Here is a 20,235-nt window from a genome sequence, read left to right as displayed (position 1 = left end):
TTTAAACGCTTAAAGGAACGCTATGTCGTTGCAGGTTGAACTAGGATTTGCCGACTTACCGCCAGATTTTTATTCTGCTGTAAAAACAGATCCCTTACCCCATAGTCAGCTACTTCATGTTAACCCAGCGGTGGCGCAGCGCTTAGGAATAAGCCCTGAGTGCACTCAAAGTGACGCCTTCTTTAAGGTAGTGAGTGGTCAAGCGCCTTTGCCTGGTGGCAAAACCGTGGCCGCCGTTTACAGCGGGCATCAATTTGGGGTCTGGGCTGGACAGCTAGGCGATGGGCGTGCGCACTACTTAGGTGCGATTCGCTGTCCGGATGGACAATTGCAAGAGCTTCAACTCAAAGGCTCAGGAATGACCCCTTACTCACGTATGGGTGATGGCCGTGCCGTGTTACGTTCCAGTATTCGTGAGTATTTAGGTAGCATCGCCATGCGCGGCTTGGGGATCGCCACTACCGACGCCTTATGTATAGTAACTTCACCCTATGAAGTGCCCAGAGAAACGCTAGAGAGCACGGCGATTGTGACCCGCGTGGCCCCTAGCTTTGTACGATTTGGTTCATTTCAGCACTGGTTTGCCAACAGTCGGCCTGATTTATTAGTCACCTTACTCAACTATATATGTCGCCAGTTTTATCGCGAGCAGATTGCGCCTGAAGCGTTTGAACAACCTCAGCAACTTGCTTTGGCTTTTTTAGAATTGGTCTCTGAGCGCACGGCCAAACTACTCGCGCAGTGGCAATTAGTGGGGTTTGTACATGGTGTCATGAACACTGACAATATGTCGGTATTAGGGCTGACCTTGGATTACGGACCTTTTGGCTTTATGGATGATTTTCAGGCTAATTGGGGTTGCAATCATACCGATACCGCGGGTCGTTATGCTTACCATCAACAGGCTGAAGTAGCGCAATGGAATTTGTACCAGCTGGCTAGCTGCTTTACCATGATTAATACCGACAAAAACGCTATGTCTAAGATACTGCAGGATTTTGCTAAGCATTTTTCGAGATACTACTATGAAGGGATGCGTCAAAAATTCGGCCTGGCGCAGATCACTGCTCACGATCAGGATCTGGTCAACGATTGGTGGCGCCTCTTGCACGAAAATCTTGCGGATTTTACGCAGGCGTTTTATCGCTTAAGCGGACTTTCAGCCGCTGAGCCACAAACCCCGCAAGAACAGAATGCTCAAAACGACTGGTTAGCTTTATTTACCCATCAAGTCGACGCTAAGCAATGGCTGGATGCCTATCGCCGACGTCTACAGGATGATCCCTTGAGTAGTGAGCAACGCCAACAACGCATGCTAGAAAATAACCCCGCTTATATTCTGCGTAATCACATTGCGCAAAGCATTATTGAAGAGGTTCAAAAAGGCGATACCGCGTTGCTAAACAAAGCTGTAGAAGTGTTTGCGAATCCTTTTGTGCCGCACCAAGCGGCCGAATTTTTCAGTCGCTTACCTGACCCTGAGCAAAAACACATCGCCTTGAGCTGCTCTTCTTGATTTTGTGGGATTCCTATTATTTTGCTGGTAGTATTTATATAATTGAATGAATTTTTAAAAATCAGCGTGCTTTATGTCAGGAAACACACTTGGTCAGTTATTTAGTGTTACAAATTTTGGGGAGTCACATGGGCCGGCTATTGGCTGTGTGATCGACGGCTGTCCAGCCGGTATGGCCTTATCAGAAGCAGATATTCAAATTGAATTGGATCGTCGCAAGCCGGGTACTTCACGGCACGTGACGCAACGCCAAGAAGCCGATAAGGTCCAGATTTTGTCTGGGGTGTACGAGGGACAGACAACAGGTACGCCGATTGCCTTATTAATCGCCAATACAGACCAGCGCAGCAAGGATTACAGCGCCATTGCCCAAGTGTTTCGACCTGGACATGCAGATTTTACTTATTTCAAAAAATATGGCGTGCGCGATCCGCGCGGCGGCGGACGATCCTCAGCCCGTTTGACGGCTCCCACCGTCGCCGCTGGGGCAGTGGCCAAAAAATACCTAAAACTCAAATTCAACACGCAAATCCGCGCTTATATGAGTCAATTAGGGCCCATCCATATTCCCTTTGTGGATTGGGCTTATGTTTCTCAAAACCCATTTTTTGCACCGAATGCTGAGCTGATTCCTGCCTTAGAAGAATTTATGGATCAACTTCGCAAAAAAGGGGATTCTGTAGGCGCACGTATTGAAGTCGTGGCCGAGCATGTGCCGGCGGGGTTGGGACAGCCAATATATGATCGTCTGGATGCTGATTTAGCCTATGCCATGATGGGGCTCAATGCCGTCAAGGGGGTGAGTATCGGTGCTGGTTTTGATAGCATTACACAATTTGGTTCAGAGCATGGCGATGAAATTACCCCTGAGGGTTTTGTAAGTAATAATGCAGGTGGTATATTAGGTGGCATTAGCAGCGGTCAAGCGATTGAGATGTCGCTGGCGATCAAGCCCACCTCTAGTATTCGTATCGAACGCCGCACAATCGATACGCACAATCAAGCGACCACGGTGCAAACCTTAGGCCGACACGATCCCTGTGTGGGCATTCGTGCCGCGCCAATTGCTGAGGCATTAATGGCCATTATTCTGGCGGATCACGCCATGCGCCAAGCGGCGCAACAACTTTAACCTTAACAAGGAGATACTATGAGCAAACAAATCGTTCAAACTGATCAAGCACCTGCCGCTTTGGGCCCTTATTCTCAAGCGGTTAAAATCCAATCCTCTTCTATTCTTTATGTTTCTGGCCAACTTGGACTCGATCCCAAAACCGCTGAATTAGTCTCTGATGATTTTGAGGCTCAAGTCCGTCAAGCCTTTTCTAACCTTATCAACGTCATTCAAGCCGGTGGTGGTTCGGTCAATAACATCATTAAACTAGGTCTTTTTGTGACCGATTTGAGTCATTTTGCTACTGTTAATCAAGTGATGTTAGAAGTCATTAATGAACCTTTCCCAGCTCGTTCTACTGTAGAAGTCAGCGCCTTACCAAAAGGGGGGCTTTTCGAAGTCGAAGCAGTGGTTGCGCTTTAAGGTATGCATAGCAATGGCTTAGCACATGGCTAAATTGCAAAGTACGACTGCTACAAAGAAGGTGACCTCTAAGTCACCTTCAACAAAAACGACTAAAGCACGTAAATTAGCGTCATTAGGTCTTGTCACGCCTAATGATTTTTTATTGCATTTACCGTTGCGCTATGAGGACCACAGCCAGATTTACTCAGTCTGTCAGGCCTTTTTCGGACAAACCATGCAATTTGAGGGCTATGTTTGCGACGTCAAGGTCGTGCAAATAGGCCCTAGACGACAATTAACTGCCATTTTTCATGATGACACTGGCAGTATTCGATTACGCTGGGTGTATTTTTATCCAAACCAAAAAAAACAACTAGAAACTAAAGGTCTATTACGGATTCGAGGAGAGGTCAGAGGCAGTGCCCAATGGGGCTTTGAGATCATTCATCCAAAGATCCTTAAAGCGGGAGCCGAGTTATCGCCGCATTTGACGCCTGTATATCCGAGCACTCAGGGCTTGTCTCAGGAGGATATTAAGAGCGCTATCTATAGGCATTTACAAAATCACGAAATTACTGAAATTCTACCGCCGCAGTTCTTGCCTGAGGGGGCCATGAGTCTGGATGCAGCACTTAAATATTTACATCACCCCCCCTTGGATGCCAATCTCAATGCCCTAGAAAATCATACTCATGCGGCTTGGCAACGTATTAAATATGATGAAATTCTAGCGCAACAACTGGCCATGGCCAGAGCGCGGGACTATCGGCAGGCTTTGCATGCCCGTGCCTATAATGTTGACGCGGCGCAGTCTCTTTGCGTGCTGCTTTTAGAGCGCTTTGGCTATGAGTTGACAGGTGCCCAAAAAAGAGTCTTGAATGAAATCGCCATTGATATGCAGCAAGGCCATCCTATGCATCGCTTAATTCAAGGTGATGTGGGTAGTGGCAAAACAGTCGTTGCGGCCTTAGCCGCCTGTATCGCTTTAGCCAGTGGCGATCAAGTGGCTATGATGGCTCCGACGGAATTATTAGCCGAACAGCATTTTCTCAAAATGCAAGCGTGGTTCCAAGATACTGAGTATGAACCGGTCTGGCTCGCTGGTTCGCTCAAAGCTTCAGCCAAAAAACGTGCGCTCGAGCAAATTGCTAACGGTCAGGCACGCTTAGTGATTGGCACTCAAGCCTTGATCCAGAAAGATGTGCGTTTTCAGAAGCTTGGCTTAATTATCACGGACGAACAACATCGCTTTGGTGTCGGTCAACGGCTTGAACTCAGCAGAAAAGGTGAGCACAGCGACTTACTCTCAGCCGCAACACAAACCATACCCCACCAATTAAACATGAGTGCCACACCCATACCGCGGACTCTCGCTATGGCCTGTTTGGCCGATCTTGATGTCTCCTTAATTGATGAATTACCACCGGGTCGACAAACCATTGTGACCAAAATGATGAATCATAATCGCCGTGATGAAGTGATTCGTTATATTAATGCGCAATGTCAATTAGGCCGTCAAGCCTATTGGGTCTGTCCCCTCATTGAAGAAAGTGAGGCCTTACAATTGCAAACCGCTCAAGAGACTCATGCGCTCTTGCAGCAAGCCTTACCCAACTTACATATCGGTTTAGTCCATGGTCGCATGCATAGTCGCGATAAGACAGAAGTCATGCAAGCTTTTCAGCACAAAGCGTTGGACATTCTTGTGGCGACTACGGTCATCGAGGTGGGTGTCGATGTACCGAATGCGAGTTTGATGGTGATCGAACACGCCGAGAGATATGGCCTAGCCCAATTACATCAATTGCGTGGTAGAGTAGGAAGAGGGGAAGCAGAATCATTTTGTTTTTTTCTTTTTCAAGAACCGATCAGTCAGATTGCCAGAGAACGCCTCAAAATCATATACGAGAGTTCAAATGGCATAGAAATCGCACAGCGTGACTTAGAGCTGCGTGGACCCGGCGAATTCTTGGGAATGCGCCAGTCGGGGGCGGCGATGATGCGCTTTGCTGATCCGCAAAAAGATATGCAAATTATCGAAGAGGTGCGCAAAATCGTGCCGACATTACTGCACGAGTATCCCACCATCGCTCAGGAACAGATTGAACGCTGGATCGCACTCAAACATGATTTTATTCGTAGTTAATTACTAGAGGTATGCCTAGTGACCTTAACAGAGTTGAAGTATATTGTTGCCGTTGCTCGAGAAAAGCATTTTGGTCGGGCGGCGGAATCCTGTTTTGTAAGCCAACCCACCTTATCAGTTGCCATTAAGAAATTAGAAGAAGAGCTGGGTGTGAGTATTTTTGAGCGCGCCAATCAAGAAGTTTGGTTAACGGATATTGGCCAAAAACTCATTACTCAGGCGCAAATCATTCTTGAAGAAAGCGCAAATTTTAAGCGCATCGCGCAGCAAGGTCATGATCCACTCAAAGGTCCCCTCAAGGTTGGGATTATTTATACGGTAGCACCGTATTTATTGCCTTATTTGATACCTATACAAATGCAATTAACGCCACAAATGCCGTTGATTTTGCAGGAAAACTTTACTACGCGCTTACTGGAATTATTGCATCAAGGTGAAATTGACTGTGCCATCATGGCTTTGCCAATCAATGACAATGGCATAGAAACTGCCTTGCTGTACGAGGAGGATTTTGTAGCGGCGGTACCCGTTGATCATGCTTTTGCACAACGCCATACTATTAATGGCTCCGAACTCAAAGATGAAACCATGTTGTTATTAGGCATAGGCCATTGCTTTAGAGACCAGGTACTGGATGTCTGTCCTGAGATGTCGCAATTCTCATCCAGTACCGAAGGCATACAACGTTCGTTTGAGGCTTCTTCACTGGAAACCATCCGTCATATGGTAGCCGCGGGTTTAGGCATTACCTTATTGCCGGCCAGCGCTGTCAATTTATACGCCGATCAACAAATAGTCCGGGACCAAGGTTTGTTGCGTTTTGTGCGTCTAGAGGAACCAGCCCCCCAACGCGAAATCGTGCTCTGTTGGCGTAAGAGTTATACCCGACTTGAGGCGATTGAAAGCTTAATTCAAGCGATTAAACATTGTCATCTGCCGGGCGTAACTATGGACTCTAAAAGCTTTGAGTCTGTCGTAGCAGGCAGTCGCGTTAAAGATTAGAATGACTGCCTGCGCTGTTTATGCCCTCTATTCGTAAAATATAAGAACGAATTAATAGCATAGATGTCATGGGTGAGGTTAAAAATATAAATACGATGATAAGAATTTCGTGGAAAAGAACACGCTGCTGCAAAAAATACGAACTCAGAAAAGAGGCGATCAGCATGCAAATTAACCCAAGACTACTCGTAATGGTCGGTGCATGAATACGCGTCTTAAAATTATTAAAACGAATCAACCCCCAGCTACCCAGCAGACTCAATAATCCTGCCAAGACTATAAGTACACTGGCAGTTATCTCAGCCCATAGAGGCATAGTACTTACCGATGTCATGGTTCAATCACCTCGCCACGTAATAAGAATTTAGCCAAACCCGCTGAACTAACAAAGCCAACTAGCGCTACGATCAACCCTATCTCGTAATACCACGTAGTCCCAAACAAAATACCCAGGGTGAATATAAATAACATGCTGGTTAGGCTCAGGGCATCCGTCCCTAAGGCGCGATCTTGGGGCGTGGGTCCCTTAAATATCCGATAAGTACAGCACGCCATCGCTAAGGCCAAGCAACAAATAGCAAAGTAGCAAGCAAATTCCAAAATCATTATTCGAAAATCTCCATCAGCAGTTTTTCGTATTGATCGCAAATCATGGCAATGACTTCATTGCTTTGGCGACTATCGAGCACATGTAAGCGCAGGATATAATCGTCCTCATTTAAGCCACACCATACGGTACCGGGAGTAAAAGTAATAATGCAGGCTAAAAAACTAAGGGCGTGTGGATCGCGTAATTTAAGCGGAATATTCACAAATGTGGCTGGTGGCTGACAGCCACGTTTAAACAGTAATTTAATGGTATGCATATTGGAGCTCAGCATATCTATCAACACCAAAAAAATTAATTTAATGCCATTTAGATAGCGCCGTGGATAGGCCAAGTCGGGCCGCATACGTAAACTCAACATGGCAAATACCACAGATAGGGCAAAACCCAAAAATACCGAAGCACCACTAATATGCTGCTCGAGAAGCAACCATACAATTAAGAGAATCAGACTGAGCGGCAACCAGAAAAAGCTATTAAGCATATTATTTGCCCTCCAATGCATTGCTGCCTAGTACCGCTTCAACATATTGCGAAGGGTCATTGAGCGAGCTAGCGGTATGATCCATAAAGGTCATCACGGGGTCAGCCATGACTGTCATTACTACGGTAAGGCCTAATAAGAAAATAATCGCACCGGCTTCTCTAAACGTCAGGACGGGTTTATTGAGATTATCAGGCACCCAGAACAAACGCACCCCGGTACGACTAAAGGCAATAATACTGGCTAAGCCAGCGATTAATAGGGTGATGATTAGCAGCCAAGCGCGCCAACTTGGTCCCGTACCTTCAGCCATATTCATCGCTTGTAACAAAATGGCAAATTTACCAATAAAGCCAGCAAGCGGAGGGACCCCAGAAATAATCATGGCGCAAGCCAAAAAGGAAATCCCCAAAAACGCCATCGCCGCAGGAATTTTGACGCCGACCACGGTACTGGAATAATCACTGTCCTCCTGCTGGTCTAGGCCAAAAGCCTCCAATGACACATTCAATACGCTACGCTCAAAGGATTCAATCCGTTTAATCAACTCAATCAATAAAAAGAAGGCGGCGGTGGCAAACACTGAATTGACCATATAAAAGAGCGAGGGCCCCGTGAGACTGACGCCGGGCATACCTAGCGCCGTCAGTAAGGTCCCCGAAGAAAATATCACAGCGTAAGCCCCTAAACTAGCGACATTTTTTTGGTTGAGCATGGCAAAGGTGGCAAACAGAATGGTCGTTAGACCAATGAAATACATCCATTCACCGCCGAAGGCCGCAGGCGCACCGGTAGGCACGAGCAGTGACCCCACACGCAACAAGGCATAAATACCTACTTTTGTCATCAAGGCAAAGACACAAGCGACGGGGGCACTGGCAGCGGTATAGGCGCTAGGTAACCAAAAATTCAACGGCCAAGCCGCGGCTTTAATCAAGAAAGCCACCCCCAAAATTGAACAAGCGGTATCGAATAAATGCCTGTCACTTGCTTGTAAATTGCCAGCCTGCAAACTTAAATCGGCAAGATTCAGCGTGCCCGTAATGGCATAAATCATGGAAATACCAATGAGTAAGAGACTGGCACCAACGAGGTTGACCGTAATGTAATGCATGCTTGAGTTAACCCGTAAAATCCCAGAGCCATGCAGCAATAAACCATATGAGGCCGATAAAAATATCTCAAAAAACACAAATAAATTAAAGAGATCGCCGGTCAAAAAGGCCCCATTAATACCCATAAAAATAAATTGCAAAAGCGGGTAAAAATGCACACCTACACGGCGCCAAAAGGCCAAACTATACAAAAATGCGGCCAAGGCCACACAAGCCGTCATGCTCAGCATAATCGCGGTGAGGCGGTCAACGACGAGCACAATCCCAAAGGGTGCATTCCAATTGCCTAAGATATACACATAAATAGGCTGGGTGGCATCCTCGGCACTGGTCGCGACTTGAGACTTAATTAATATAAATGCCACCAAGGCTTGGGCTGCAAACGAGCCAAAACTCAAGAGGGTATTGATAGTCCGCCTTTTTTCCTTGAGCAGTAGCATCAAGGCGCCCGCCAGCATAGGAATCAGAATTGGCAATACAGGTAAATGATTCAGCAAGAAAGACATTAACTGTCCTCCCGGCCATCAACATGATCGGTCCCTGTAAAGCCGCGTTGCGCCAATAAGACCACTAAAAAGAGTGAAGTCACACCAAAACCAATCACAATAGCGGTCAATACCAAGGCTTGAGGAATAGGATCGGCATATTGGCTGGGATCGATGCCGTTAGCGACATCTTTGAGTAAGGGCAGTTGGTTGATTTTTAGATGGCCTGTGCCAAAAATAAATAAATTGACTGCATAAGAGAGTAGGCTCAGACCCATCACCACTTGAAATGTACGCGAACGAAGAATCAACCATACTCCAGAACCACCTAAAACGCCGATGGCTAGCGCTAATATTATTTCCATTATTCTTTCCTCGCTGGCGTTTGTACCCCGACAGATGCTTGAAATTTAAATTCTTCCAAAGCTTCTGGGTCGACATTTTGCTGTCTGTAAAACCGTAATGATTGGTGCGCAATTGAGACCAAAATATAAGTGGTACAACCGACGACTAAACTAAAGACACCGGCATCAAAAATAAGTACGGTGGATAAGTGCAATTCGCCAATAATCGGTAATTCAGGATTCCAACTGAGGGCAGTAAAAAAAGGTTGTCCGGCAAACCAAGGAAGCACACCCGCAAAAACGGCCAACAACAAGCCCACCGCAAGCCAATTTTGTGGCGTAATGCGCGATTTGGACTCGACCCAGCGAATCCCGCTCATCATATATTGGGCAATAACACCAATGGCAAAAACCAAGCCGCCAATAAAGCCACCCCCCGGCAAATTATGACCCCTTAAAAAGAAAAAGAAGGCCACTAAACTAAAGATCGGCATCAGTAAGCGCACAAGGACATTGGGCACGAGCATAGTGCCATTCGGTAAAGATTGCCCCGATTGAATCAAGCGTATATCCTTGGTGATAAATTGTTTGCGTCGATCCAAATGACTAATCATGCTTTGAGGCGGTCGAAAACGCCGTAAGAGGGCATAAACACTGAGGGCAGCAATGGCCAAGACCGTGATTTCACCAAAAGTATCAAAGCCCCTAAAATCCACCAAGATCACGTTAATAATATTGTGACCACCGCCTAAGCTATAAGCATTATTCGTGAAAAAGTGACTGACCGTTTCTAAGTGATCCTTGGTCATCAAGATATAAGAGAGTAGTGATAAACCCACCCCACAACATAAGGATAAGAGCACATCACGGCTAAGTTTTAAGCGCACCTTAAGGCTGGAGGCAGACATATTTGAGACATGTCGTGGTAACCAACGCAGGCCCAACAAAATCAGAATGAGCGTGGCGATTTCAACACCGCTTTGCGTCAGCGCAAGGTCTGGCGCCGACAACCAAGCAAAGGTAAGAATTGTGACGACACCGGCAACGCCCACCATAATCAGACAACGAAAACGATTAAGACGCGCATTATAAGCAGCGCCCAAGGCGGCCGCTGCGCCGATTAGCCACAATATGGCAAAGCCAATATCCTCCGTACTAAACTCAGGCGCTACCAGCGTATAGTTGCCTAACAGTGGCATTAAAGCCACCACAAAAGTAATGGCAAAGACGACAAAGACCTGAGTTTGCAGATGCGAAGAATAGGTGCCGCGAAAGACCAAATTACTGATTCTATCGACTAAGCCTTTGAGGGCAGTAAAGATTTCGCTACCATTAAGACGGCCAGCAAAAGCCATCTGTGGCTCCACATGGCGCAACCATTTTTGGGCTATCACGACCAAGCTAATGCCAGCCACTAGAGCCACCACACTCATGAGTAAAGGCCAATTAAACCCGTGCCAGACGGCCAAATCATAGTCGGGCGTATGGCTACCCAAAATAGTATGTACCGCTAAATCAAGAAAGGGGCCAATCGTATAGGCCGGCAATATCCCCACCACTAGACAGCACAAGACTAAGATACCAATGGGGACCACCATCCAAATCGGTGGATTGTGAGGTTCTTTTGGAAGATTGCTAGGGGGACGTCCAAAAAAGACTTCCTTAATGAAACGGTAAGAGTAGCTCACGCTAAAGGTCGCGGCGATTACGGCCAATACTGGCAAGGTGTAACGACTGCTAAGCGGACCTTGCTCCATTAAGGTGGCAGAAAAAAACATTTCCTTGGAAATAAAGCCATTGAGCAACGGTACACCTGCCATGGCGGCCGCTGCGACAATCGCCAACACAGCAGTAAGCGGCATGACTCTAAATAGGCCAGATAACCGCTTAATATCTCGCGTGCCAGTCTCGTGGTCCACAATTCCCGTTGCCATAAACAGTGAAGCCTTAAAGGTGGCATGGTTAAGCATATGGAATATAGCCGCCACGAGTGCAATTGGACTGTTCAGACCGAGTAATAAAGTAATTAGCCCTAAATGACTGATGGTTGAATAGGCCAAAATACCTTTCATATCGCGTTGGAACAAGGCAATATAAGCACTCATTAGCAGTGAAATCATGCCGGCTCCCGTGAATATCCAGAACCACGCATTGGTACCCGCTAACACTGGCCAAAAACGTGCAATTGTCAGGACACCGATTTTTACTAAGGTCGCAGAGTGTAGATAAGTCGAGACAGGTGTTGGCGCCGCCATGGCATTTGGCAACCAAAAATGCAGAGGAAACTGCGCGCTTTTACTGAGCACGCCGAGTGTAAAGGTCAAGAGTATCGGCAAGTAAAGATTACTGTCTCGCAGTTTATCGCCAGAATTTAGAATAGCATCCAGCCGATAACTACCGACTTCATGCCCAATCATTAACATACTGGCCAAAAGGGCCAGACCACCTGCCGCCGTAATAGAAAACGCCATGCGCGCACCGCGCCGCGCATCGGCACGATGATGCCAATAGGCAATCAGCATAAACGAGGCCAGACTCGTCATCTCCCAAAACACCACCATTTGTATGACGTTACCAGAGAGAACGAGACCCAGCATAGAGCCCATAAAGACTAAGAAGAAAGCAAAAAAGCGGGGTACAGGATCAGCAGGATCCATATAGTAGCGCGAATAAATCACGACTAAGCCGCCCATTGCTGTGACTAAAAAGGCAAAGATCCAGCTAAAGCCGTCCATGCGCAAATGAAAATTCAGACCGAGGGTGTGAATCCATTCTTGTTCAAACTCGATGACCTTACCCGCAAAAATACTCGGTGCTAAATAGCCGACAATCGCCACGCCGATGAGTGTTACTAGACCCGATAACCAAGCTTCTTGATTACGCGCGTGGGTGGGTAAGATGACAGCAAAAAGGCTAGCAATGAAGGGGAGTACAACGAGTACGAGTAAGAGCATTGAGAGTTATCCACCCTGTGACAGTTAAATAGGAAATTACGGACTGAGCGGCACGAGCTGGCCTTGATAGATCACCGCACCCGTTGGTGCAGTTTTGTTATGACCTTTGGCCTCGAGCGTAATCACGAAGCGCTGATTTTGGTGAAGAGTACCGACTTGTTCAGGCGCTAATTCATGTTCCTGGTTCGGTGTAAGCACCGTCAGGGCTTGCCATTTATGATCGAGGCCCTGAGTCCATAATTGAAATTCCGTGTTTGAGTTACTATCGCTGTGTACCAGTGGAGTAATCAATAAACGGTTATTACTCATGCCTTTGAGTAACCAGGCAGGATTCTGATGGGCTTGCGGTGAACTCATGACGGCCGTCCACTTGTCAGTGGTATGCGAGGCCCCTCCATAATACACACCAGCGAGGGCAATTAAGAGACACAATAAAGCAATACCTTGCCAAACATGCCTATTGTGTAAATAGTACTTCAGGCGCAAAGCAAGGCTAGCCTTGGGGGCATTTTGTTCTTTGCTATCGAGCGCTTGAAGAGGTTGAGTGGTGTCAGGACTGAGTTTGTATTTTTTGAAGGTCTGATCCAAATCCCGTTGAAGTTTCTCATTAATAATATTGCCTAGGGTTTTACCCAGTGCAGGATTGAGTTTGACAGCGGGTAATTGGGTGATGAATTCAGTAAGATAAGTTTCCCAAAGCAACAAAATACGCGTAGCTTCAGGATCACTTTTTAGGAGTTCAATGCTTTTTTGAGCGGCTTCTTGACTTTGCCCACCGAGTGCATACTCACCAATCGTGACGGCCTGCGAATAGGCTGATAAATTCTCTGTATGTTGAGCGATATGGGTCAGACCACCGAGTAAATCCTCTCTGAAATTGATGGATGATTGCCCCAGACGCGCTGCCACCACCTCTTGGCTGTCGGGGCTAAAATACATATTAATTATGCTGTTTTGGTGTTCAGCGGGTAATTGCTCAAATACTTGGCAGTAATGAATAGTGTCTTTGGGAGCCTTGAGATCCGCCAACACTTGACTCATTTCGCAAGCCTTAAAGCATGGTTCATTGGCATGCGACAAGGCGAGGTGGTCGTAGTGGCTTTGGTAGAGGCTGGCGATCTGAAATCGTAAAATACTATAAATCCAACCTTTAGCTGGCCCCATTTTGCGCTCATAGTTTTGGGCGTTTTCCCAGATAGCAATAAAGGTATTCAGTAGGGCTTGTTCTGCAAATTGCGTTTGCGAAAGGGCTTTTTGAGCCAACTTATACATTGTGTTGGCTTCAGCTTGATAAAGTGTTTGCAGGGCGGCTTTTTGGTGATGAGCGCAAGATTCTAATAACTTTTCGTAATTAAGAGCTGACTTTTTATTAAATTTCATAGGTATTTAAAGACTCAAAACAAAGCACGCACGATTAATTCATTATAAAGTAAACATGCCTTAATTGTCGTTAAATACCACAGTTATTTTATTGATCTCAGTACATTTTTAGGGAATTGGTCATTAAATGCCAAGCAGTATCAGTCGTAAACCGAGCGTTCTAAGGCTTGCCATTCAACCTGATCGCCTAATGGTTCTATAAGTTGTTGTTTTAGAATGTATTTTACTGTCGGATCATGAAGTGCATTCAGCAGTTCTTTTTGAATCCGTTGTTGCAGCTGCTCGGGCACCTCTTGACTGATAACAAACACATAATCATCTAGCTTGGGTAGTTGGTCTAGACCTAATTGGGCTAAGCTAGGGGTGTCTTTGAAATGAGTCAGCCCACTTTCAGTGCTTAGCGCTAGTAATTGCAGCTCGTGCCCATTGATTAAAGGCATGGCAATAGCTGTATTACTGACTGCGAAATCGACTTGTTTACCCAAGAGCTTTTCGAGCGCCTGCTCAGGCGTGTCCACACTAACACACGTAAAGCCTTTACCTTGCGCTTTTTCTAAACTTTCGAGTAATAAGGCCTCTTTCCCCTGAGTTGGGCATGCCGCTGTCAGCTTCTTGTGCTTGGCATGCAACAGGCTTTGCCAGTCCTGGGCATCATGCGGTTTAGCCTTTGCAAGGGTGACAATAAGCATGGGCTGGCGCGCAGCTAAGGCTAGATAATGAACATCTTGACTTAATTTTGCAGCCTGTTTGAGCCCTATTTGCTCACGCATCATATAGGTAGGCAAAATGGCCAGTGTGTAACCATCATTTTGAGCCTTAATTTGGGCTTGATAGTCAGCAAAGTTTAGCGTAGAAAAGTTCTTAATTTTAATCCGTTGATCGACATTTTTAGACATGCGGATGGCGACAATACGGGCAATTTGATCGGCATTCGATCCCAATTGATTCGGCACTAAAATTTGTAAGTCTTTTTCAGGCCAGCTCGTCGTGCCCTGTGCCAAGGCAAAAGGGCTAAAGACCATGCATAGTAGGGTAGTTTGCACAATCACCAATAATTGGCGAGCAAAAGCTCGTTTAGTTTTCGATTTCATGTTTACTGTCATCGTAATTAGGCACACCCATAAGAATATTATTGTAGGTTTGCAGCACTTTATGGGTCTCTTCATTGACCTCATAAGCGTAAGGTGTATTGAGAATATATGTTTGATACTGCGCATAAGGCAGGGCAGCTTTAAGTTTATTCCAACGTGCCTTACATAGAGGTAGCACATCATTCTCTGCCGGATCGAGCTGATAGTGCTTAACATATTCTACCGTCATACAAAGAGTAATAGCATCTTCGTAATCTGCTTGTTGGTAGTCTTGGGTCTGGGCGGATTCTTGTGACCAGGCGATGGATCCTGCACTTAAAGAAACAAAGATACAAGCTAAACTCAGACCGCAAAGCCAGCGTTTATTAGTGGGCATGATGGGCCTCCTCTGACGGCTTAGCGAGCTTTTCTTGCGAAGTGTTTAGTCCCAAAATAATATCTGAAATTGCTGTAAAGACTTTTTTGTCATTCGGTGAGAGGGTGTCATAAATATCGGTCAAGACAAATTTTTGGCCAAAAGCACGGGCAAAGTTTTCATATAAATGGTGCTTATATCGTAAATAATCATCATAAGCGACTTTTTTGGTGAATGACTGCACTCTAAATTCACAAAGCTTAATGGCAGGTTTGGGATCGTTAGGATCGAAATCCTGACCAATCACTGGGGCTGTGCCATCAATAATACCTTCCATACAGGTACTCATAAGGGTATTGCGGTCGGCCACAGAATAGGGTTTATCTGAGCATGCCGTCAAGAGCATCAAAGCACTAAGCATCATGGGTGGCCATGTCTTTTTGAAAAATGATAACGGCTTGAGGGGAATCGACATTTTTTGACTTTACAATTAAATAAGCAACATCTTAACGTGTTAGCTGCCATTGTTGTTTGAATTTATAAGCCTACAAGTATATTGCTTAAGTTTAAATAATTGTAAAAAGGGCATTGAATTGACCCGCTTCTTGTATAAACCTTCCTATAATTAATCAATTAGGCTGCCAACTCCCAAAAATCTCATGCCAACGCACTTTTTTCACTTTACTTACAAACCTCATCACGCCACGTTAAGTACTTGGCTTGTGCGGACAACGCTTAGCTTACCGCTATGGCTGTTGCCTGTTTTGGCATGCGCTCAGGATCAGGGGGCTAATGCGACCGATTACGATATGCCGGAACTAGAAAGTGATATTGCCATTATTTCTAAGTGTGATCAACAGTGTCTAAACGAAGCCCAAATGCAAAGCATTAGTTTTAGTAAGATCACCAAGAAACCGGTAAATGGCGGCAATATTAGCTCTCTATATGGTTACCGTATACATCCCGTGCTTGGCGTCAGACGTTTTCATTCAGGTGTAGATTATGCTGTGCCGGTTGGCACTAAAGTTTTTGCCGCGGCACCTGGTCGGGTCAAGTTCGTCGGGCACAAGGGCGGTTACGGCAAACTAGTGATCCTTGAACATGGCAATCACTACAGTACGGTGTATGGGCATTTATCAGACTATGCTAATCTCAAAAAAGGCGATATCGTAAGCAAAGGACAAGTGATTGCTTATTCAGGCAATACGGGCATGTCTACCGGCCCGCATTTACACTTTGAAATCCGTCATAACGGGGCTACGCTGGATCCTCTCAGCGGCAAGCAAGGCCGAGTGTTACAGGCTTCCTATCATCAATCGAGCGCCACCATCCCCAATGCTAAAACCACCAAGCAGCGCAATGGTCGCATGCGTACCGTCCTTAAATAGTTTTCGGCAGGCATTCTACGTTTTTTAAGCTCTAGGTATACGTTTGAATCCTAAAATACTTTAGTAAACATCGTTTTCATATTTTGCAAGCCTCAGTTCAAATCCATCACAAAAGCGGTGTTTATTGAGCGGCCATTTTCAGGATGGAAAGATCGCTGGCATTTTTACTATTGATCTTTTTAATAGACGGAGCCTATAGCGAAATTAAGTGAAGATAATAGCAGAGTGGATATGCGCACTTTATAGAGTATGAATCGCAAATTCACTGGCAAAAACTACCAATAGACACAAGAATAGAGCAGCACTGTATATATGAATAGTAAAGACTAAACAACGATCATATTCGTTTATTAATAGCCAACTTAACATAATATACATTATGCGAATTATGATTATGATAAAAAATGATCTTCGGCATCTTAGATTTGTATGAATTGCGATCGATTGATGGCAGCTATCTAAGCAGATACTAGGCTATTTGATTAACGAAACCGTTTATATGATGTGCAAAATCTTTTTTATATTTTTAAATACCAACAAGACTAATAATAGCCAGTGTTGTTTTATGTAAATAGCAGCCACACAGACGCATTAGTAAATCTTAGACCTCACGCCTAACGTCATCAATAGTTTAGATTGAACGCTATATATTAGAGCCCAAAGGATCTCGACGATGGCGTTTAGCTAAGTAACGGTCCTCATTCGTGGCCGTAAGCGACTTGATTACGTATATGACGCGCAAAATCAATAATTTCATGGGCTGTAAATCCGATGGGTCCGATACGATGCTTCTTGCTACTTGCATGTACGGCCAAATCAGCCGCAGCCCCATGAATCCAAACAGCGCCACGCACCGCTTGATCAATCTCTAAACCCTGAGCTAATAAACTACCACAAAGCCCACTTAAGACATCGCCACTGCCAGCCGTTGCCAATGCGGCATTACCACTTGGATTTATACTAAATTCCCCTTGCGGGCTACAAATGATAGAGGCGGCTCCTTTTAGGACCACCCATGCGGCAAAGGTAGTGGCTAATTCTTTAGCCGCCGCTTGCCGGTATTGTTTGACATCAGCAATATCAATATTCAAAATGCGAGCCGCCTCAGCTTCATGCGGCGTCAGGATTTTTGGCGACGTAGATTGCGTTAAACCTGCTTGCAATGCTTGCGATTTAGCCAAGAGATTCAGGCCGTCAGCATCCAGTAATAATGGTGTATCTGTCTTAAGGTTTAAACACCGTTGCACACATTCATGGGCATCCTGGCTTTGACCCAAGCCACACCCTATGACCCAAGCATCAATATCGGTGCGTTGTAATAAGTCATCAGCCTTAGCCAGCATTAATTCTGGCTGCTCAAAATCATAGGCAATTGGCAATTGAGCTTGTAAAAAACCAAGATGAACCTTACCTGCCCCCTGCTTAATAGCCGCGCGTCCGGCTAATACAATCGCGCCACTCATCCCAGCCGCGCCCCCAATAATCGCTAGCGTGCCATGCGTACCTTTATGGCTTTGTGGATCACGCGGCTTGGCTAGACCTGGAAATAAAACGCGGGCAAATGCATAATCAACTATTTCATTAGACGGTAAAGACATAAGACAAGACCTTAAATGAAAGGCTGCAGAACATTCAGGCGAACGTACTAAGGGGAGATTTTAGTCACCTCTACAACACCTTGATGTTGTCCTTCGCCGATCGTAATTTTGCTGCTTAAACCCGCCTTAGGACAATATAACTCACTGATATTGAAGGATTTATTCTTGGATTTTTTATTAATAAATAAGGCTGGAATAAATAACTGCCCTGTTTGTGCTGTGGCGACATAAGACACTGTTTGACAAGACATTTTGCCTAACGCCGTAGACTGGTTCTGCAGTCCAGAGACTAGACGCTGGGGTGCTTGTAAAGTCGCACCACTGACATTGAGTTGACCCAAGGGCGTCTGATTGGCCTGAATCATCATATTACCCTGGACATCGGCGTTGGCACTAAAACCTGCCACTTGTGTGGCTTGTTCTGGCACTCGGTCCAGTGGTTTGAGCAACATAAAATCATTGGCCTGTAAATTGACTTGCGCTTGTAGCTGCGATTGCATAATCGCGCTAGTATTGAGAGCCCCCTGCAACGCAAACTGCTTGTCAGTGACTTTTAGGTGTAAATCGGCAGAACCTGTCAATGGCACAACACCCTGGCTTGAATTCACACTTAATTTAAGATCGGCACTGCATTGTTGAGCCGATGGATGCTGCACATGCTGAATCTTAATGCTAAAGGTGCCAATATTGGCGTCATTACTGACCTTACCAGAGATGGTTACGCCGTTTTTGAGCCACGGGCTCGCACAAAAGTGCTGCTCAGCCTGTGCCGAGACGCTACTTAAACTCATACCTAGCAAGAAAGGCAAATATAAGGCTTTGATTTTCATGGAAATTTATTTAGACAATAATTCAATCATGGCTTGATTGCCTTTTTTGCGGGCCAAATCTAAGGCACTCACACGTTGTTGGTTGACCGCATTGGGATCAGCGCCAGCCGCCAATAAAGCTTTAGCACTTTCAAGGCTGCCCGCATTGACAGCCATGAGTAAGGCTGATGAGCCATCGGGAGCCGGTGAATTTGGCCAAGCCCCCTTTTCAAGTAAGTATTTGACGATATCGGCATGACCTTTGATGGCGGCATAATGCAAGGGCGTCCAACCCAAGCGGTTAATCATAGCGCCCCGCTCTACCAGCATTTTGACGCGCTTAAGATCACCGGCAAGCGCTGGATACAAAATAGCAGTTTCGCCATAGGCATTGGCTTCATTCAGATTGACATTGGACTGACTGGCAATTAGGTCAAAGGCTTTAAGGGCCTCCTCACGATAGGCATAAGTTAAGGCGGTTTGCCCCTCATGCACAATCCCATTGAGATCCTGACCCTGAGCAATTTGCTCTTGCAAGGCATTAATCCTATCGTTGCGAATATCCACCCACCATTTGGCTTGAGCATTGGCGCTCGCACCTAACAACAGGACGCCAGCAAGGCTTAACTGGATGAATAATGGTTTGGTTTTCATTACATTCCCTCAGGGCGCTGAATTTTGTTAAAGAGTCTAAAAAAGTTATCAGTCGTGCAGCGGCCGACCTCTTCGAGACTAATTTGTTTAATTTCGGCGATTTTTTCGGCTACATGTAGTACTTTGGAAGGATCGTTACGTTTACCTCGGAACGGCACAGGCGCTAAATACGGTGAGTCTGTCTCGATCAGTAAGCGGTCTAGAGGGATCTTAGCGGCCACCTCTTGGACTTCTTGGGCGCTTTTGAAGGTCACAATGCCCGACATAGAAATATAAAAACCAAGATCCAAGGCCTGTTTGGCCATTTCCCAGTTTTCAGTAAAACAATGCAAGACGCCGCCACAAAATTGCGCATTTTCTTCTTTGAGGATGGCAATGGTGTGTGCGGGTGCCGCTCGTGTATGGACAATCAGCGGTAAATTGGCTTGGTTAGCCGCACGAATATGGGTTCTAAAACGCGTGCGTTGCCAATCTAATGGTTCCTCCAGACGAAAATAATCCAAGCCTGTTTCCCCAAAAGCCACTACCTTAGGATGTTGTGCTTTATCACATAGCATTTCTACCGTAGGTTCGATGGTCTCTTCATAGTCGGGATGAACGCCTACAGAACACCAAAAATTATCGTAGCTCTCGGCCAGTTGCAGAACATTAGGCCAGTCCTTAAGATCCACTGAGATACACAAGGCGGCGCCGACTTGGTTTTTTTGCATGGCTTGACGAATGCTATCAATATCATCTCGCAAGTCTGGGAAATCTAGGTGACAGTGTGAATCTACAAACATAGGGAT

Annotated in this window: 20 protein-coding genes; 6 read left to right on the top strand and 14 right to left on the bottom strand. The window is 45.8% G+C overall.

Annotation, left to right across the window (positions count from 1 at the left end):
• The first annotated feature begins 22 nt into the window (after positions 1 to 22).
• The 5 genes from Q335_RS0107590 (at position 23) to Q335_RS0107570 (ending at position 6,183) form a co-directional block, all read left to right on the top strand.
• Positions 23 to 1,516: a protein adenylyltransferase SelO gene (locus Q335_RS0107590; RefSeq protein WP_028358105.1), complete on the top strand. Its 1,494-nt coding sequence runs from the start codon at positions 23 to 25 to the stop codon at positions 1,514 to 1,516.
• Between the two features lie 73 nt (positions 1,517 to 1,589).
• A complete protein-coding gene (aroC, locus tag Q335_RS0107585; RefSeq protein WP_028358104.1) occupies positions 1,590 to 2,648 on the top strand; it encodes a chorismate synthase in 1,059 nt (352 codons plus the stop codon).
• Positions 2,649 to 2,666: 18 nt separating this feature from the next.
• A complete protein-coding gene (locus Q335_RS0107580; RefSeq protein ID WP_028358103.1) occupies positions 2,667 to 3,053 on the top strand; it encodes a Rid family detoxifying hydrolase in 387 nt (128 codons plus the stop codon).
• A gap of 25 nt (positions 3,054 to 3,078) precedes the next feature.
• The gene (gene recG / locus Q335_RS0107575; protein ID WP_051532397.1) at positions 3,079 to 5,181 is read left to right on the top strand and encodes an ATP-dependent DNA helicase RecG; all 2,103 of its coding nucleotides are present in this window, start codon (positions 3,079 to 3,081) and stop codon (positions 5,179 to 5,181) included.
• An 18-nt stretch (positions 5,182 to 5,199) separates the two neighbouring features.
• Positions 5,200 to 6,183, top strand: a complete 984-nt coding sequence (locus tag Q335_RS0107570) for a LysR substrate-binding domain-containing protein (protein ID WP_028358101.1) — start codon at positions 5,200 to 5,202, stop codon at positions 6,181 to 6,183.
• Here the strand turns inward: Q335_RS0107570 and mnhG are convergent.
• The 10 genes from mnhG to Q335_RS09730 all read right to left on the bottom strand — a co-directional run bounded on the left by mnhG (position 6,173) and on the right by Q335_RS09730 (position 15,422).
• On the bottom strand, positions 6,173 to 6,499 hold the full coding sequence (mnhG, locus tag Q335_RS0107565) for a monovalent cation/H(+) antiporter subunit G (RefSeq protein WP_051532427.1): 327 nt from the start codon (positions 6,497 to 6,499) through the stop codon (positions 6,173 to 6,175). The genes Q335_RS0107570 and mnhG overlap by 11 nt on opposite strands.
• A gap of 14 nt (positions 6,500 to 6,513) precedes the next feature.
• A complete protein-coding gene (locus Q335_RS0107560; RefSeq protein ID WP_038369664.1) occupies positions 6,514 to 6,789 on the bottom strand; it encodes a K+/H+ antiporter subunit F in 276 nt (91 codons plus the stop codon).
• Complete coding sequence (locus Q335_RS0107555; RefSeq protein WP_028358098.1) at positions 6,789 to 7,274, bottom strand: Na+/H+ antiporter subunit E; 486 nt, start codon at positions 7,272 to 7,274, stop codon at positions 6,789 to 6,791. Before Q335_RS0107555 ends, Q335_RS0107560 begins: the two co-directional genes overlap by 1 nt.
• Position 7,275: 1 nt before the next feature.
• Positions 7,276 to 8,895 carry a monovalent cation/H+ antiporter subunit D gene (locus tag Q335_RS0107550; RefSeq protein ID WP_028358097.1) on the bottom strand — a complete coding sequence of 540 codons (1,620 nt, stop codon included), beginning with the start codon at positions 8,893 to 8,895 and terminating at the stop codon, positions 7,276 to 7,278.
• Complete coding sequence (locus Q335_RS0107545; protein ID WP_028358096.1) at positions 8,895 to 9,239, bottom strand: Na+/H+ antiporter subunit C; 345 nt, start codon at positions 9,237 to 9,239, stop codon at positions 8,895 to 8,897. Before Q335_RS0107545 ends, Q335_RS0107550 begins: the two co-directional genes overlap by 1 nt.
• The gene (locus Q335_RS09740; RefSeq protein WP_051532396.1) at positions 9,239 to 12,172 is read right to left on the bottom strand and encodes a monovalent cation/H+ antiporter subunit A; all 2,934 of its coding nucleotides are present in this window, start codon (positions 12,170 to 12,172) and stop codon (positions 9,239 to 9,241) included. Before Q335_RS09740 ends, Q335_RS0107545 begins: the two co-directional genes overlap by 1 nt.
• A gap of 36 nt (positions 12,173 to 12,208) precedes the next feature.
• Entirely contained in the window at positions 12,209 to 13,552 is a 1,344-nt protein-coding gene (locus Q335_RS10065) for an anti-sigma factor domain-containing protein (protein ID WP_051532395.1), read from the bottom strand.
• Between the two features lie 140 nt (positions 13,553 to 13,692).
• The gene (locus Q335_RS0107530) at positions 13,693 to 14,643 is read right to left on the bottom strand and encodes a tripartite tricarboxylate transporter substrate-binding protein (protein ID WP_028358095.1); all 951 of its coding nucleotides are present in this window, start codon (positions 14,641 to 14,643) and stop codon (positions 13,693 to 13,695) included.
• Complete coding sequence (locus tag Q335_RS10320) at positions 14,627 to 15,019, bottom strand: hypothetical protein (RefSeq protein ID WP_028358094.1); 393 nt, start codon at positions 15,017 to 15,019, stop codon at positions 14,627 to 14,629. Before Q335_RS10320 ends, Q335_RS0107530 begins: the two co-directional genes overlap by 17 nt.
• On the bottom strand, positions 15,009 to 15,422 hold the full coding sequence (locus tag Q335_RS09730) for a hypothetical protein (RefSeq protein ID WP_051532394.1): 414 nt from the start codon (positions 15,420 to 15,422) through the stop codon (positions 15,009 to 15,011). Before Q335_RS09730 ends, Q335_RS10320 begins: the two co-directional genes overlap by 11 nt.
• A 298-nt stretch (positions 15,423 to 15,720) precedes the next feature.
• Between Q335_RS09730 and Q335_RS0107515 the strand changes: the two genes are divergently transcribed.
• Entirely contained in the window at positions 15,721 to 16,386 is a 666-nt protein-coding gene (locus Q335_RS0107515; protein WP_028358093.1) for a M23 family metallopeptidase, read from the top strand.
• A 698-nt stretch (positions 16,387 to 17,084) separates the two neighbouring features.
• On the opposite strand, the gene Q335_RS0107510 is transcribed toward Q335_RS0107515, so the two are convergent.
• Genes Q335_RS0107510 through Q335_RS0107495 form a run of 4 tightly spaced genes read right to left on the bottom strand, consistent with a single transcriptional unit; the run spans position 17,085 to position 20,229 of the window.
• On the bottom strand, positions 17,085 to 17,984 hold the full coding sequence (locus Q335_RS0107510) for an NAD(P)H-hydrate dehydratase (RefSeq protein WP_028358092.1): 900 nt from the start codon (positions 17,982 to 17,984) through the stop codon (positions 17,085 to 17,087).
• 47 nt (positions 17,985 to 18,031) lie between these two features.
• A complete protein-coding gene (locus Q335_RS0107505) occupies positions 18,032 to 18,814 on the bottom strand; it encodes a hypothetical protein (RefSeq protein WP_028358091.1) in 783 nt (260 codons plus the stop codon).
• A gap of 6 nt (positions 18,815 to 18,820) precedes the next feature.
• Positions 18,821 to 19,447, bottom strand: a complete 627-nt coding sequence (locus Q335_RS0107500; protein WP_028358090.1) for an ankyrin repeat domain-containing protein — start codon at positions 19,445 to 19,447, stop codon at positions 18,821 to 18,823.
• Positions 19,447 to 20,229: a TatD family hydrolase gene (locus tag Q335_RS0107495; RefSeq protein ID WP_028358089.1), complete on the bottom strand. Its 783-nt coding sequence runs from the start codon at positions 20,227 to 20,229 to the stop codon at positions 19,447 to 19,449. Before Q335_RS0107495 ends, Q335_RS0107500 begins: the two co-directional genes overlap by 1 nt.
• Between the last annotated feature and the right edge of the window lie 6 nt (positions 20,230 to 20,235).

Source organism: Brackiella oedipodis DSM 13743 (genome assembly GCF_000621025.1).
Classification (GTDB): domain Bacteria; phylum Pseudomonadota; class Gammaproteobacteria; order Burkholderiales; family Burkholderiaceae_B; genus Oligella; species Oligella oedipodis.
Note: the sequence above shows the minus strand (reverse complement) of the source record. Positions and strands in the feature narration are given on the sequence as shown.

Coding starts and splice junctions, on each gene's coding strand:
- Q335_RS0107590 (WP_028358105.1), top strand. CDS start 23: ATGTCGTTGCAGGTTGAACTAGGATTTGCCGACTTACCGCCAGATTTT.
- aroC (WP_028358104.1), top strand. CDS start 1,590: ATGTCAGGAAACACACTTGGTCAGTTATTTAGTGTTACAAATTTTGGG.
- Q335_RS0107580 (WP_028358103.1), top strand. CDS start 2,667: ATGAGCAAACAAATCGTTCAAACTGATCAAGCACCTGCCGCTTTGGGC.
- recG (WP_051532397.1), top strand. CDS start 3,079: ATGGCTAAATTGCAAAGTACGACTGCTACAAAGAAGGTGACCTCTAAG.
- mnhG (WP_051532427.1), bottom strand. CDS start 6,499: ATGCCTCTATGGGCTGAGATAACTGCCAGTGTACTTATAGTCTTGGCA.
- Q335_RS0107560 (WP_038369664.1), bottom strand. CDS start 6,789: ATGATTTTGGAATTTGCTTGCTACTTTGCTATTTGTTGCTTGGCCTTA.
- Q335_RS0107555 (WP_028358098.1), bottom strand. CDS start 7,274: ATGCTTAATAGCTTTTTCTGGTTGCCGCTCAGTCTGATTCTCTTAATT.
- Q335_RS0107550 (WP_028358097.1), bottom strand. CDS start 8,895: ATGTCTTTCTTGCTGAATCATTTACCTGTATTGCCAATTCTGATTCCT.
- Q335_RS0107545 (WP_028358096.1), bottom strand. CDS start 9,239: ATGGAAATAATATTAGCGCTAGCCATCGGCGTTTTAGGTGGTTCTGGA.
- Q335_RS09740 (WP_051532396.1), bottom strand. CDS start 12,172: ATGCTCTTACTCGTACTCGTTGTACTCCCCTTCATTGCTAGCCTTTTT.
- Q335_RS10065 (WP_051532395.1), bottom strand. CDS start 13,552: ATGAAATTTAATAAAAAGTCAGCTCTTAATTACGAAAAGTTATTAGAA.
- Q335_RS0107530 (WP_028358095.1), bottom strand. CDS start 14,643: ATGAAATCGAAAACTAAACGAGCTTTTGCTCGCCAATTATTGGTGATT.
- Q335_RS10320 (WP_028358094.1), bottom strand. CDS start 15,019: ATGCCCACTAATAAACGCTGGCTTTGCGGTCTGAGTTTAGCTTGTATC.
- Q335_RS09730 (WP_051532394.1), bottom strand. CDS start 15,422: ATGATGCTTAGTGCTTTGATGCTCTTGACGGCATGCTCAGATAAACCC.
- Q335_RS0107510 (WP_028358092.1), bottom strand. CDS start 17,984: ATGTCTTTACCGTCTAATGAAATAGTTGATTATGCATTTGCCCGCGTT.
- Q335_RS0107505 (WP_028358091.1), bottom strand. CDS start 18,814: ATGAAAATCAAAGCCTTATATTTGCCTTTCTTGCTAGGTATGAGTTTA.
- Q335_RS0107500 (WP_028358090.1), bottom strand. CDS start 19,447: ATGAAAACCAAACCATTATTCATCCAGTTAAGCCTTGCTGGCGTCCTG.
- Q335_RS0107495 (WP_028358089.1), bottom strand. CDS start 20,229: ATGTTTGTAGATTCACACTGTCACCTAGATTTCCCAGACTTGCGAGAT.